Here is a 14,999-nt window from a genome sequence, read left to right on the forward strand (position 1 = left end):
CATGGCAGCCATCGATCCAGAATCCCCTCGCCGCCCGTCGCCCGGAAATTTCGGGCCAGCCATCGTGTTTTCCGGCGTGTTGCTTTTGGCGATGTGGATGCTCACGCGCCAGTGGAACGCGTCCATTCTCGACCGGTATGAATTTCGACAACTCCAGACGGCAGTGAGTATTTTTTGGATGAAGCAAGAGGGCTTGCGGCTCGATTACCTCACGCCGCTCTTTGGCCCGCCTTGGATCATCCCGATGGAGTTCCCCACCTATCAATGGTGCGTGACGCTGTTCTCTAATTTCACCGGCATGGCTTTGGATCAAACAGGCCGACTTGTCAGTGTTCTGTTCTACGTTGCGATGCTGCCCGCAATTTATGGTTTGCTGGGCCTCGTCGGATTAACGCCGTCCCGCCGCCTGCTCGCACTTGGGGTAGTGTTGATCACGCCGGTGTATCTTTTCTATACGCGCACAGTGATGATCGAAAGCACCGCGCTTTGCTTAGCGGTCTGGTTTCTTTATGCGCTTTATCGGACGCTTACGAAACCGCAGTGGACTTGGGCCCTCGCCACCTGCTTGTTCGCGGTGCTCGCCGCGCTGACCAAGATCACCACGTTTGCGCTCTACGCTTTGCCAGCCGCTGCACTCACGATCGCCGAGATTCGGCGCCGGGGCATTGGCAGTGGAAAATTCAAATTGGCCGCCGCCAGCCGGCCGGCATTGCTCGCGGCTTTGCCCGTGGGCTTGGCCCTCGGCGCGGTGTTGTGGTGGATTGCGCGCAGCGATGCGATCAAGCATTCAAACCCTTTTACTGGATTCCTCGCATCGACCGAATTGCAGCGCTGGAACTACGGCTGGCTGGGTCTGCGTTTCGAAATGTCGTTTTGGATGCAGCTGACGAAAAACGTCACCGAAAATATCCTCAGCGAAGGCGCAATCGCGCTCACCGTTCTCTGCGCCACGTTCGCCACCTCGCAGGCGCGTCGCGTCGCGTATGTTTGCATCGCCGCATTTTTTGCCGGGCCACTGATCTTCGCCAACCTCTACCACGTCCACGATTACTACTACACCGCCAATGCGCTGCTCCTCACGGGAGTAACCGGACTCCTGCTCGCCTCCGCTTGGGACAATCCACGGTTAACTGCCGCGTCGCGATGGGCGCTGCTCCTGGTTCTTTTCCTCGTGCAATACCGGGCCTTTGATCGCGGCTATCATTACTACTATTGGAAAGAAGCTCCGCAGCCGCCAGCCCTAGCGGAGATCGTGCGCGAAATCACGCCGGAGGACGGGGTGATCCTCATCTACGGCTGGGACTGGAATCCTTTGATACCGTATTACGCACAACGCCGCACCATCATGGTCCCGGACGGACGCGAAGACGATTTCTCCGTGTTGGAAACAATTCTCGAAAAACTGCCGCCCCGCCAGGTCGTCGCAATGCTCATCAAACATGATCCGCGACGCCCGCATCACGAGCCCTTCATCGACAATCGCGCGCGCCGTTTCGGTTTTCTGCCGACGGCTTTCGCTACCAGCGAGCACGGCGAACTCTACCTGCAAGAAACCGCCGTCTCCCACGCGTCGAACCAACTACGCGAAATCCCTCTCGGAGATGTCATCCTGAACATCCGCCCGCCGACTTCACCCGACGAAGACAAACTCCCTCTCAACAAGATCAAGCCCGAGGAATTCACGATGACTTCCCCACGGCCCACGGCGGCACGCAGTCGTTTCGGCATCAGTGTCGCGGGCGATGGCGACCGACGAATCATCAACGCGCACCCGGATTCAGAATTAATTTTCACTCCACCAAAGGGAGCCACCGAGATTTACGCGGAGTTCGGTATCGCGGAGGCCGCCTACGCTTCGGATGCCAAGGCGGTCACGGATGGAGTCGTTGTGGAAATCCACGAACAGCGTCCCGATGGTTTCCGACGTCTCCTGTATCAACGCCGGCTCAATCCCGCCGCCGTGGCTACTGACCGCGGACTACAGGTTATCAAGCTCGACGGCATCGGTCCTTTCAACGGCACGACGATTTTCAAAATCACGCCCGGACCCGATAATAATCCGGTCAATGATTGGTCTTACTGGGGCCGCATAGAGATCCGTTAAACGGACCCGCTTTGCTTATTTGAATTGCACGGGGCCAAGGAGAGCCCAGTCGCGTCCGTCACGACCGTCAATTCCCGCGCCGACGAACAATTCAACTTCGGCCGCTTGATCCAATTTAAAATCCAAAGTGATTACCTGCACACCGCGATCCTCCGGGTATTCGCGAGGGGCGATTACGCGGGTGAAAATAGACCGCCAGGTGCCGTCCGGCTCGATGGTTCTGATCTCAAAATCCACGCCGTCAGTCATGTCCTGCGGCGCGAGCGCGGGATCATAGGAAGCCGCATCCATCATCAGTTCGGCTGTGAGTTGGTGAGCACCGACTGGCAGCGCGAAACGCAGTCGCGTCACGGGATTGGCATTATACCAAGTGCGCCCGTCGCGCGATCCCATCCCCGGCCCGTAGGTGCTAAAAAAGCGAACTGGCTGCGGACTCATGAGCTGAAAACTTGCCCGCTGCTCCACCCGCAACCGGCTTAGTTCATACCAAGCGCCATTGAGTAAATCCACGTAAGGTTCCGATCCCGGCACCCAGGCTACTTCGTGAAAAAATGTTTCCCGCATATTCGCAAGCACATGAGCCCGGGTCGCAGCATTCAGATACACCAAAGAACCGCGCCACCTCATCACGGGTCGAGGGTCGATATTCAAGTCGCGTTGAGCGCGTTCTAAAATTCCCGGGTATCCCAGCCTGTCCTCGGGAAGAATCAGCGCCCCGACTTTTTCACCACGCAAGGAACCGAAACCCGCAACGACGTAAGCTTCGTCGTTTTGCATGCCGTTACGAATCATCAACGCCCGACGCTGAGAATAATACGGTATCGTTGAACTCCAGTCATCTCCCGCCATGACGATCACTTCGCCCGGCTTGGTGAGATGGCGCAGCGCATCGGTCAACCCACTACCACCCTGACTCACCCCGCGCTGACCTTGATAAAGATAGTCAAAATAAAGATAGATCTGCCCGATATAAACCAACGAGATCACGCCCATCACCAGCCAGCGCGGCAATCGAGACTCAATCAGTGAGAGTAGCCCGAAACCCATCCCGGTCATCAACAGCACGGCACTCGCTACGGAGTAGTAATCGTGCCACGCATACAATTGGGGAAAAATAAACAGAATCCCGACGTAGGTCGTCACGCACACGGCAAACTGCCGCCACCATTTCCTGCCGAAAAAAATCACACTCAGCCCGCACGTGATCAGCACAGGTGGCCACAGCAGATTCAACCGCAACATCGTCCAGATGTCGTGCCAGATTTTTCCGGAAAAACGCGCGCCATCGAAGCCAAAATTGAATCCACCCAAATTGGCCGAAAGCAAGAAAGTCGCGCTCGGGTTCAAGGCCTTCGTCTGATCGGCAAAATGCAGCCACGCGAGCGTAGCGATGAACGGCACCGCGGTGGCACTCGCGATCCATTGCACGAAAAGTAAAAAGCGCTTCCAGCCAGGCACGGCCAGGGTGGCGCGCGATCCGTATAAAATCCACAGCGACCACGCCCCCGCTGGTAGCAAATAGAGCATGAAAGTCGTCACCTTCACCAATCCCGCCGCGATGCCCATGAGATTCGCCACCAATAGCCAGCGTCGGTCCCCTTTTTCAATCGCCCGCACAAAAGCGAACAGGAACCACACGCTGAACATCAGCGCCATCGTCTCGATCAGGAATGCCCGCGAATAAAAGATATAGAGCGGACAAGTTACGATCAGGCCGAGTGCCACCATTCGATGCGCAGCGCGGACTTGCAAATGACCCAACAAAAAGAAGACCGCCGGCAGCGTGAGATAAAAGCACACCAAGCTCACCCCACGCCCCGCCTGCGTCAGGCCCAGGCCGGTTCCCGAGCTGACGAGTGCCACCGTCCACTGGTAGAGCGGAAACTCCATCGGCACTGACCAAGGCTTGCCCAACACCGGCGTCGGATAAGCCAGCGAGAAATTATCGTCGTGCTGGATATAATAGGCGGAGATCGCCGTCTGCGTCTGCCGAAATTCAGCGCCGGGAAAATTATTGCTCTCCCACGCCACAGTCGCGCCCCAAAAATGAAAACCTAGGAGCAGGATAAAACCGACTATGACTAACAAGTCGGACCGCCCGCTTGTCGTTGCTGGCTGGTCTGACGACATCTGGCAATGTCACGGTCAAATACGACATCTGGCAACAGGCATATTTTGCGCCGATTACACCGTCCCACTCGCTCGAAAATCATTTGATCTGAATCGCTCCGAAAAACGCCCAGTCGCGCGAAAGGCTTTGGTGTGGCCCGGAAGAAGCCACCACCACCAGTTCCGATCCGGCCGGAAAATCACCGCGATAAATGAGCGTCTGGATACCACGATCATCCGCTCGCCGCCGGGGATCGAGTAAACGCGACAGTAACTGCACCCGCGAGCCATTCGGCGCCTGCCGGTAGAACGTGAACTCCACGCCATCGGTCGCGTCGCCATCAGACACAGTTGCATCGTAAGCACCTGCGGCGATGTAGCACTCGACGGACACTTCGCGCGCGCCAGCCGGCACTTTGAACCACAGCGTGGTGTCCGGATGCGCGGTAAACAATTGCTGCCCCGCTTCCGGCACTAAATCCGCACCGAAGCTCGTGTAGTATTTCCAAGGTGCGGGCGACATGCGCGCAAACGCTCCGCGCTCTTTCGCGGGTAAGCTCGCAACCTCGACTTCATTTTTGACCAGGGCATTCACGTCGGAAAGCGACTCCGGCGTGAGTTCGATCGATTCGCCCCCACGCACCGATTTAATTTTAGGCACTGCGACCAAGCGGAGATCTTGACGGAGGTAAACGGTGACATTTTGCCAGGTGAACACCGGTCGCGCGTCCAGTTCGAACGCACTCACTGCAGCAGCAATTAACCGATGATTTTCCTGCTGGGCACCACGCAGCACGAGCGCACCAATGCGCTCCCCACGTAATTGCGCAAACGCCACCGCAACGAATTCAGGCTCACTTTCGCGGCCATTGGGAAACATCAGCGCGCGGCGCTGGGAATTGTAAGGAATCATCGAGTTCCAGTCTTCCCCGGCCGCGACGATGACATCATCTGGATCGGTGAACGCTCTCAGCACTTCGGTGACCGCGCTCCCGCCAAAACTCCAGTTCTTCATCTCTGCGTAATGCGTGTGCACGCTCGAGGCGATTTGCCCGACCTGTATCGCCAGGACCAGCAGCCATGCCGTCGCTCGCGGCAGTCGCGAATCCAAAACGCCACCTGCCACCAGTCCCACCGCCAGCATCAGCAGGAAGCCATTGGCGATGTAGTAATACTCGTGGTAAGCATACAGCACCGGGAATAGCGTCTGCACCGCGAGAAAGAAAAAGATCAACCATCCCGCAAGGGCACGGTGTCGGCGTAGAAAAAATAGCGCCGTCGCCCCAACGACCAAGAGGAGCGGCCAGCGAATCAGTTCCGCCTGCCAGATCGCCCAGTGCTGCGCCCAGATATCCGCATTCCAACGCTGGCCGATGCCCAGATTGAAACTCGTGAGATTATCCGAGGCCAGAAATGCCCCGACCGGATTGAGCGCTTTGACCGCATCTGCCTGCCGAATCCACCAGATCGATAGCACGCACGGCAACGCCACCACCGACAATGCCCACGTCACGACTCGAGCAATTTCGCGCCCACCCCCACCTGATTGCCCGGGGCGCGCGCGCCACAACCATAAAAACGTCCACAGCAAAGCCGGCATCAGGATCAGCAGAAATGTGGTTACTTTAACCAGCCCCGCGCCGATTCCGCACGCCATCGCAAACACCAGCCACCCCACGCGCCGGTGTTCGACCGCCCGAACATATCCCACGAGGAACCACACCGAAAACATCAGCGCCATCGTTTCAATGAGGAACGCGCGCCCATAAAAAACGTAAAGCGGACACGTCAGCAAAAACCCCAGCATCACCCAACGCCGCGCCACGGAGACTCCCAACCGACCTAGCAAAAGAAAGAGCGCCGGAAACGTGAGGTAAAAACACGCCAAGTTAACGCCGCGTCCGGTTTGGGTTAGCGGCCAGCCCGTGGCCGTGCTGAGTTTGGCCACCGTCCATTGATAAAGCGGAAATTCCATCGGCACCGACCACGGTTTTCCCAAAACCGGCGTCGGGTAATTGAGCGCATAATTGTCATCTCGTTGGATGAAGAACGCCGAGATCGCCGTCTGCGCTTGCCGAAACTCACCGCCCGGCAGGTTCAAACTCGTCCAGCCTACCGTCACCGCCCACAGATGAAATCCCAGCAACCCCACGAAAAGGCCAAACGCCCACCGGCGTTCATAACGTTCTGGAGTGGCGTGGGGCAAAGCCTCGGACATCGCCAAAGGCAGACCTAGCAAATTGCCGTTGCCAATGTATTTTTGCATCAGCTCGCCTGCCTGGCGAAGCCTCAAACAAGCTTTACTGCCCTGCCCTCGAACGGCTTAATTCGACCCTTTTCCATGTCTGATTCGCCCGCGTTCAAATTCCATATCGACAGCCCCGCCTCGTGGCGACCGGAAGTCGCGGGCGTCGAGATCACCGGTTGGATTTATCCGGGCGAAACCCTGGTGTGCGTCGATATCCGGGCCCGTGTCGACAAACGGCCCTACCTCGGTCTCTACGGGCTTGAACGTCCCGACACGCGCGCCGCGTTCGGAGGCTCGCTGGCGTCGCTGCGCACGGGTTTCATTCAACGCGTCCAAGTCTGGCGCGGGGCCCAAGAACTAGCGCTCGACTGGCATGACGGCACGCAGTGGCGCGAATTTTTTCGCACCAAACTCGATACTTCCGCGCTCCCCGCCGCCGCCACAAAACCACCGCGCATTCTCCGTGCTGCCATCGTTTATCAAACGCTGCACTACCTTTACCGGCATTTCCATCGCGCCTCGTGGAGCGAACTCTGCCGCGAAACCGACCAAGTCCTGCGCGACGTCCTGATTCCGACCACCGACGTCGCCATCGGTGATCGTTTCATCGGTCACATCGAGAATCCCGGCTATTGGATCAATGCGGGCTACGACAAATTCCGCATCACCGGCTGGATTTTCGACGTGGGTCGCAACATCGCCCAACTCAGCGCCACCACGGGCGTGCTCATCGAAAACCGGCTCGTTTATCCGAAGGATCGACCCGACGTGGCCGGACATCGGCCCGATCACACGAATGCGCTCAAGTCCGGCTACTATGGTTTGGTCGATGTCCGCAAAGACACGCCCAATCCCGCCAACCTGAAAATTTTTGCCGAGACGGGTGACGGCACCCGTCCGCTCGCGTTTGCGCGCCGCATGTATCTCGACCGGCGCGATGAACACTCCGGCCCGATTCCCGTTTTTAAGCCCGCGCTTTTCTACAAAGTAGTCGCGGCCTTTTTGCGCGGCCGGTTAATCGGCCGCTACCAGTTCGACAGTTGGCCGCAGGCCCGCGCGGAGATTTCCCGTCTTAAAGCGCAACTGGCAGCGACGCTCAGCCGCGACGAAATCAAAAAAGCCTCCACTGCCGTCGTCCGTCGCCGCGATCAGGATCCTTACACGCGATGGCGCTGGCACAATCGCCTGACCCCGCGTCTGCAGACCGTGCTGCAACAAGATGCCACCGCGCTCATCAAAGCGGGCGGTCCTCTCATCAGCGTCGTGGTGCCGGCTTACAACACGCCCGAAAAATACCTGCGCGAACTCCTCGCCTGCTTGCGCGAGCAATTTTATCCGCGCTGGGAATTGTGCATTGCCGATGACGCTTCCCCGCAACCTCACGTCCGCCGAATGCTCGAAGAAGCCGCGAAAACCGATCCGCGCATCAAACCGGTTTTCCGTGCACAGAACGGCCACATCTCTCGCGCCACCAACTCAGCGCTCGAGATTGCCACCGGCGAATTTGTCGCGCTCCTCGACCACGACGACCTGCTGCCGCAAGACGCCTTGCTGCACGTGGCGGAAGCGATCGCCCGCCACCCGACGGCGGGTTACCTTTACACCGACGAAGACAAGATCGACGACACCGGCCGCCATTTCGATCCGCAGTTCAAAGGCGCGTGGAGCCCCGAAATGGCGATCACGCACAACTACACGCATCACCTTACCGTAATCCGACGCTCCATCGTAGAAAAAGCGGGCGGTTTGCGTCCTGAATTTAACGGCGCGCAAGACATCGACTTGTTTCTCCGCTGCTGGGAACTGATCGACGACGCCGACGTCGTCCACGTGCCTTTCATCGGTTACCACTGGCGGGCCCACGCCGAGAGCACCGCCACGCGTGGCGACCAGAAAGGATATTTGTTCGAAGCCGCGCGCAAAGGCATCGCCGAAGCCGTCGCCCGCCGCGGATTGCAAGCTACGCCGATTCTGCCGGCATTCGCAAAAAATTACGCGCTCTGCCTGCATCAGTTGCAATGGCACGCCAGCGTGCTGCGCGACAATCCCGTCACAATCGTCATCCCGACCAAGAACCGCGCGGATCTTTTGCGCACGTGCCTGGATTCGGTGGCGCGCACGACACCTCGTGAATCCGTGCAAGTCATCGTCGTCGACGACAACTCCACCGACGCGGAAACCCTCGCTTATCTCGCGACGCTACCGGCGCGGACCGATTTGCGCGTCGAAGTGATTAACGCGCCGGACACCGGCGAAGGCTTCAACTATTCACGCCTCGTCAACCTCGGCACCGCGCGCGCGGGCACGCCTTTCGTGCTTCACCTCAACAACGACGTCGAAGCGCTGACACCCGGCTGGCTCGAAGATATGGCCGGCTGGCTCAGCATCCCGGGCGTCGGCGTGGTCGGTGCGAAACTCCTGTATCCCGACGGCACACTCAATCACGCCGGTATCTCGCTCAGCCACGACGACGGTCTCCCGCACGTGCTCTTCGAACGCGAACCAGCAGAAGACCTCGGTTATCTTTTCCTGCCGCACGCCGCGCGCAACGTCGCGGCCGTCACCGGGGCCTGCGTGCTTACGCGCACAGACCTTTATCGGAAGCTCAACGGTTTCGACGAAGAGAAATTGCGGGTCGCTTACAACGACGTCGACTATTGCCTGCGCACTGGCGCCGCCGGATTCCGCTCGGTGATTTCGCCGCAAGCGGTATTGCGCCACGTCGGCAGCGCCTCGCGGGGCAACACCTACGCGGAGCGCGAACACATCGAATACATCGCGCGCCACGGCACGCAACGCGACCGCTACCACAACGAGGCGCTCGATTTCCCGCCGCGCAACCTGCCGCTGAATCCGTATCACCAACGCTCCGCGCAAACCGCCCGCCCCTTCCGCGCGCTGGTCCTCACGCATAATCTCAAATTCGAGGGCGCGCCGATTTTCATCTTCGAACTCGCCCGCTACCTCGCCGAACAACCAGGCGTAAGCATGACCGTGGCTTCGCCCGAAGACGGGCCGTTACGCACGCGGTTCGAGCAAGCCGGCCTCAAGGTCGAAATCTGGGACGCCTCCGCCATGTCCGGCGCAAAGACTCCGGCCGACTTCGAGGTTGCCGTGAAAAAATTCGCCGCCACGCGCCAGTGGGACGATGTCGACGTGTTCGTCGGCAACACGATGCTGACGTTCTGGGGCATTCATCTGGCCACGCATCTGGGCAAAACTTCCGCGCTCTACATTCACGAGAGCAACTCCGTGAAACGATTCTTCCAACCGATCCTGCCACCGCAGATGCATGAAGTCGTGGAAGACGCGTTCCGCCTGGCGACGCGCGTGGTCTTCACCGCGAAATCGACGCGCGATCTTCACGAGGAACTCAACGTCAACGACAACTTCCGCACGCTCGCTAGTTGGGTGGATTTTCCCCGGATCGAAAAATTCGCCGCCACCCACGACCGCGCGACACTCCGCCGCAAACACGGCCTCGACCCCGATGCCGTCGTGGTCGTCAACATTGGCTCGGTGTGCGAACGCAAAGGCCAGCACATCTACATCCGCGGAATCGATCTGCTGCGCAAAGATCTGCCGGCGCTCCATCCCGGAAAAAAAATCGAGTGGGTCATGGTCGGCGCGCGCGACGGTCTCTACATGGAAAGCCTCGCCGAGGACATCCAACTCATGGGTCTTCAGGACGTGAAGATTTTCAAGGAAACGCCCGACATCTACGATTTCTACCGGCTCGCGGACATCCTCGTGTGCACGAGCTTTGAAGAATCTTTCCCGCGCGTGCTGCTCGAGGCGATGGTGTTTGGCACACGCATCGTCAGCACCAACGTCAACGGCATCGCGGAAATGCTCACCGACACCGACGAAGCCCACCTCGTGCCCGCCGGTGATCCGTTCAAGCTCGCCGCCGCCTTGAAAAAGGCCCTCGCCGATCATTTCGCCGGTGATGCAAAAATGACGTCCATGGCCCACGCGCGCGCCGCCCGCAACTATCACCAAGCCCGCGCCCTGCCGCGCCACGTGCAGGTAATCCGCGAGGCCTGGCTCGGTTGAATCCCGCCGTCTCACCCATTTGATGAGCGAGCCCACTTTCGCCTACAGCCACATCGAAACACCTGCCCCCGGCAGCGTGCTCGCCGCAGGCCGCCACCTGCTGAGAGGCTGGGTCTGGCCGGGCGATGGCGGGCAATTCGTAAATGTGCGCGCCCGCGTCGATGGTCGAATCTACTGCGCGATTCATGGCAGACCACGCCCAGATCTCGCCGCGCATTTCAAAACTGGCAGCCGGCCCGCCCTCGCAGAATTTTCCGTCGCGATTGATCTCCATGCGGGATCATCCGTGGTCACGCTCGAAGTGCTCGAAATCGAAGGCCGGTGGACGCCGTTTCAAATGGTTCACTATGCCGTGAGCGGCACCGAAGAAACCGCGCGGCCGCTCCTCGATCCCAAGCCTCTCCACTGGCACGATTTTGTCCGGGGATTGGAATTTATTCTCCGCTCGCACGCTCAGCGCGCTGAAGTCTCATGGACGCGACTGGCCTCCGAACTCGCCGCAGAGCTCCCGGTGAACCAAGATGTGCTGCACCCGCCGCAACCGTTCGTCGGCCACGCGGATGAGCCCGCCGTGGTCAACAGCAGTCGTTTCGGACTGCTCCCCGTGGTCGGTTATCTTTTTCACACGAAGGAAAAAATTATAAAACTCTGGATCAGCGCCGAGTTGCAAACGCTCCAGCCGCTCATTCTTGGCCGTGCCACGCCGAATCTCGTCCCGCATTTCCCGGACTATCCCAATGCCGCGGTGTCGGGCTACGAGGGCTACGTCGACGTCCCGCCCCAGTTGCCGAATCCCGTTGTGCTCAGAATCTACGCGGAAACTGAAAGCGAACCGCTGCAACTTGTCCAGGTGCGCACAACGCGTCGCCACGATGCCGAGATCGAAAAACTTCCCTTCCAAGGCACGCGAAAAGAGTTCAGCGACGCGCTCAATGCCTGGAAAAATGCGCTGCACATCCGCGGATTTAGAGTCGTTCAAGACGAGGTCATTCAACCGACGATCGATCAATTGCTCGCCGATTACACCCGGCCGCTTTCTTTGCCCGCGCAGTCGCCCGTCGCCAGCCCTCCCCGCGCGCTCAAGCGTGCCATCCTCGCCACGCACAACCTCAACCTCGAGGGCGCACCGCTTTTTCTTTTGGACCTCGCCCGCGCGCTCGTCGCCGATGGCATCCGGATCACCCTCGTGAGTCCCAGCGATGGCGTGCTGCGCACCCGCTTCGCCGCGCTAGGCGCGGAAATCGTCATCGTCGAGGCCGCGCCTGTTTTTCAAGCGCGCAGCCCGGAAGCAGCCCGCAACGCACTCGCCGCGCTCGGCGCTTCATTTGATTTCTCCGCCGCCGACCTCGTGATCGGAAATACCTTCACCACGTTCTGGGCCGTGCATGCCGCCAAAGCCGCCGGCGCCCGCGTCTTGTATTACGTGCACGAAAGCACCAGCCCCGCGGCTTTCTACCGCCGCGATATTCACCCGTCCGTGCTGACGCTCGTCGAGGAAGCGCTGCTGATGGCTGACGCGGTCAGCTTCACCAGCGATGCGACGCGACGCTACCACGCGGTCCCCGGCCGACCGATCAAAGCCGTGCTCACACCGGGCTGGGTTGATCTCAACTGGATCGACGGCTGGCTCGCGCAAAATCCCCGCGAGAAACTGCGCGACCGTTTTGCTCTCAAGCCCGGTGAGATTCTCGTCACCAATGTCGGCACCGTGTGCGATCGCAAGGGCCAGTTGGGCTTCGCGCGTGCGGTTGAATTATTCAACCGCCGCCACCCCGCGCTCGCGGCGCGCGTGCGTTTTGTTTTGTTGGGTGGACGCAATACGTGGTTCGACGGCTTTCTGCGGGAAGTTCTCGCCCAGCTCGAAGTGCCCAACCTGACCGTGCACCCGGAAACCCCGGATTTTCTCGGCTACTACGCGGCGGCTGATCTGACCGTCTGTTCGAGCCTCGAAGAATCTTCGCCACGCGTCGTGCTCGAAACCATGGCGTGCGGCACGCCGCTGCTCGCCTCGGACATTCCGGGCATCAGCGAGATGGCGCGCGACGGAATCGAAGCGATCTTGGTTCCAGCTGGGCACACCACGGCGTGGGCTGAGGCGCTCGCAAAAACTTTAAGCAATCCCGACGCCGCAGCCGAACGCGCCCGGCGCGCCCGTGCGCGCGTCGAGTCACACTTCGCGGGCCGCATCGTGCTCCCTGCTCATCTCGCGCTCGCCCGCGCCGTCGCCACGGGACAATCTCCCTCATGACCGAAACAGCGGCATGGCAGTTCGAGGTCGAGGTGCATCCTCCCTCCTGGATTTTTCCACGCGGGAAAACCTGGGTGGCCGGTTGGATTTGGTTAAAAGAAAACCGCGTCACCGCCGATCTGCGGGCGTGGGTCGACGGTCGCCCGTATCTCGCGTTGCACGGATTGCCGCAGCCCGGTCGCGATGAAATTTTCCTCGGCCGTGCCGGCCCGCCTTATGCCGGTTTCGTGCTCCTGCTCGAACCGCACGCAGGCGCGAGTTTGCTCCGGCTGGAAGTGCGCGATGAAACCGGAGCGTGGCGGGAATTTTTTCGCGCCCCGATTACCGTGGCCGAAAGTGGTTCGTCGTTTCCGCCCCAGCCCGCGTTACCAGCCTTGCTGGAAAATCATTTCGACGCGCTGCTGCGCCGGCGCGCGGGACAGCCCGCAACGCCGTGGGCCGCGCTCGCCGATGAAACGATATCCACCGCTCTGGCCGAGCCGTTGAACTCGCTGCCCAATCCGCCTTTTTTCGGCGCGCTGGAAGAACCGCGTGAAATCGGCTGGGTTCGTTACGGTCGGATTTCCGTCACCGGATGGCTCGCGCACCGGACGGCGCGCATCACGCAGCTCACGGCGATGATCGATCCGCTGTTCGAAGTCTCGCTATTGCACGGTTTGAAACGCGACGACATCGAAGGCGTCTTCGCCGACCTGCCCGGAAAGGAAACGTCGGCGTTTCTTGGCCACGTGGATCTGCCCGCGTCGTCGAGCACCCCGGCGCTGTTAAAAATTTTCGCGCAACTGGACACAGGCGAAAAACACTTGGTCTTTGCGCAGCGTTTCACCCCGCGCGTGATGGCCGGAGCGAACGCCCCGCTGCCCGTGTTGTCCAAGAAAACTTTCGCAGCCGCCGCGTGGGCGCTGTGGCGCTCCGCAAAACGACATCATCTGCCCCCGACCACCTGGGCTGCGGTGAAGCCGGCACTAAACTCTGCGTGGGAAAATTATTCGGCTGAAGCTCCCGCGAAGCCAGCCACCGTTCGCCCTGAAGCGATACCCGCGATCCAAGCCGAACCGGGCAAACCGCTGCGCACACTCATTGTCACGCACAATCTGAATTTCGAAGGTGCTCCGTGGTTCATCTACGAACTCGCATGTTATCTCGCTGCCCAGCCCGGCGCATCGGTGCGCATCGCTTCACCACAAGATGGTCCGCTCCGGGCGGTTTTCGAGAAAGCCGGACTGCCCGTGCAGATCGTCGATATTGGCCCGGCCGTGGGAGCGCGCACCACCGAAGAGTTTAAAACCAAGCTGATCGAAAATACGGCGACGCTGCCGTGGGCCGAGATCGATCTCGTGATCGGCAACACGATGGTGACTTTCTGGGCGGTGCATGCCGCGCGACAGGCGGGCAAACCGTCCTTGCTTTACGTGCACGAAAGCTCACCCGTCAGGAGATTCTTCGCGCGCAGCCTTGCACCGGCGTTGCTCAGTGTGGTGGAAGACGCTTTCACACTGGCGCATCGCGTCATCTATACGGCAGCGGCGACTCAAGTTGTGCATGCGCGCCTCGGTCACGGGGTGCTTTTGCCAAGTTGGGTGGATGTGGCCCGCGTGGATCATTTCGTCGAAAACTCCACTGCCCTGGCGTTGCGCAAAAAACACGGCCTCGATCCCACGGCGACGTTGCTCGTGAACATCGGCTCGCTGTGCGAACGCAAGGGCCAGCACGTTTTCATCCAAGCGGCCGAACTGCTTAAAGAAGAACTGCACTTCACTTATCCCCAGGAAAAAATCCAATTTGTCATGGTCGGGGCGCGGCCCGGCCTCTACTTGGAAATGTTGAAAGAAGAAGTCACCCGACTGGGGCTGCAGGAGAATGTCGTCTTCGTTGCTGAAACCGGGGAGATTTTCGATTTCTACCGGCTCGCGGATATTTTTGTGTGCACCAGTTTTGAAGAATCTTTTCCCCGCGTGTTGCTTGAATCCGCCGCATTTAACCTGCCGATCGTCTCAACCAATGTAAACGGAATCGCTGAAATGCTCACCGATGAAGAAGCCTGGCTCACTCCGCCGGGCGATCGCTATCGCTTGGCGGATGCGATTAAAAAAGCCCTGGGCGCACATTTTGGAGGCGACCACACCCGGCGCGATCTTGCGCGAATCGCGATCGAACGAAAATACCACCAAGACAATTCCATGCCTCAACATCTGGCGGTCGCTCAAGCCGCGACCAAATCGCACCGCTGACAA

6 protein-coding genes are annotated in these 14,999 nt (G+C 59.7%); 4 read left to right on the plus strand and 2 right to left on the minus strand.

All coding sequences use genetic code 11. The annotated features are described in order from the left end of the window. The first annotated feature begins 1 nt into the window (after position 1). Positions 2 to 2,104: an ArnT family glycosyltransferase gene (locus ACRRQW_RS01620; protein WP_438479501.1), complete on the plus strand. Its 2,103-nt coding sequence runs from the start codon at positions 2 to 4 to the stop codon at positions 2,102 to 2,104. A 15-nt stretch (positions 2,105 to 2,119) separates the two neighbouring features. On the opposite strand, the gene ACRRQW_RS01625 is transcribed toward ACRRQW_RS01620, so the two are convergent. Further along, positions 2,120 to 4,135 carry an ArnT family glycosyltransferase gene (locus tag ACRRQW_RS01625; protein WP_438479502.1) on the minus strand — a complete coding sequence of 672 codons (2,016 nt, stop codon included), beginning with the start codon at positions 4,133 to 4,135 and terminating at the stop codon, positions 2,120 to 2,122. A gap of 178 nt (positions 4,136 to 4,313) precedes the next feature. Beyond that, positions 4,314 to 6,479: an ArnT family glycosyltransferase gene (locus ACRRQW_RS01630; protein WP_438479503.1), complete on the minus strand. Its 2,166-nt coding sequence runs from the start codon at positions 6,477 to 6,479 to the stop codon at positions 4,314 to 4,316. 75 nt (positions 6,480 to 6,554) lie between these two features. Between ACRRQW_RS01630 and ACRRQW_RS01635 the strand changes: the two genes are divergently transcribed. From ACRRQW_RS01635 to ACRRQW_RS01645, 3 genes are read left to right on the plus strand one after another with little or no spacing between them, the layout of a single operon-like run. Next, positions 6,555 to 10,517, plus strand: a complete 3,963-nt coding sequence (locus tag ACRRQW_RS01635; protein ID WP_438479504.1) for a glycosyltransferase — start codon at positions 6,555 to 6,557, stop codon at positions 10,515 to 10,517. A 22-nt stretch (positions 10,518 to 10,539) separates the two neighbouring features. Next, the gene (locus ACRRQW_RS01640; RefSeq protein ID WP_438479505.1) at positions 10,540 to 12,765 is read left to right on the plus strand and encodes a glycosyltransferase family 4 protein; all 2,226 of its coding nucleotides are present in this window, start codon (positions 10,540 to 10,542) and stop codon (positions 12,763 to 12,765) included. Then, entirely contained in the window at positions 12,762 to 14,996 is a 2,235-nt protein-coding gene (locus ACRRQW_RS01645; protein WP_438479506.1) for a glycosyltransferase family 4 protein, read from the plus strand. The genes ACRRQW_RS01640 and ACRRQW_RS01645 overlap by 4 nt, the downstream gene beginning before the upstream one ends. The last annotated feature ends 3 nt before the right edge of the window (positions 14,997 to 14,999 follow it).

Source organism: Oleiharenicola lentus, from assembly GCF_051660365.1.
Taxonomy (GTDB): domain Bacteria; phylum Verrucomicrobiota; class Verrucomicrobiia; order Opitutales; family Opitutaceae; genus Lacunisphaera; species Lacunisphaera lenta_A.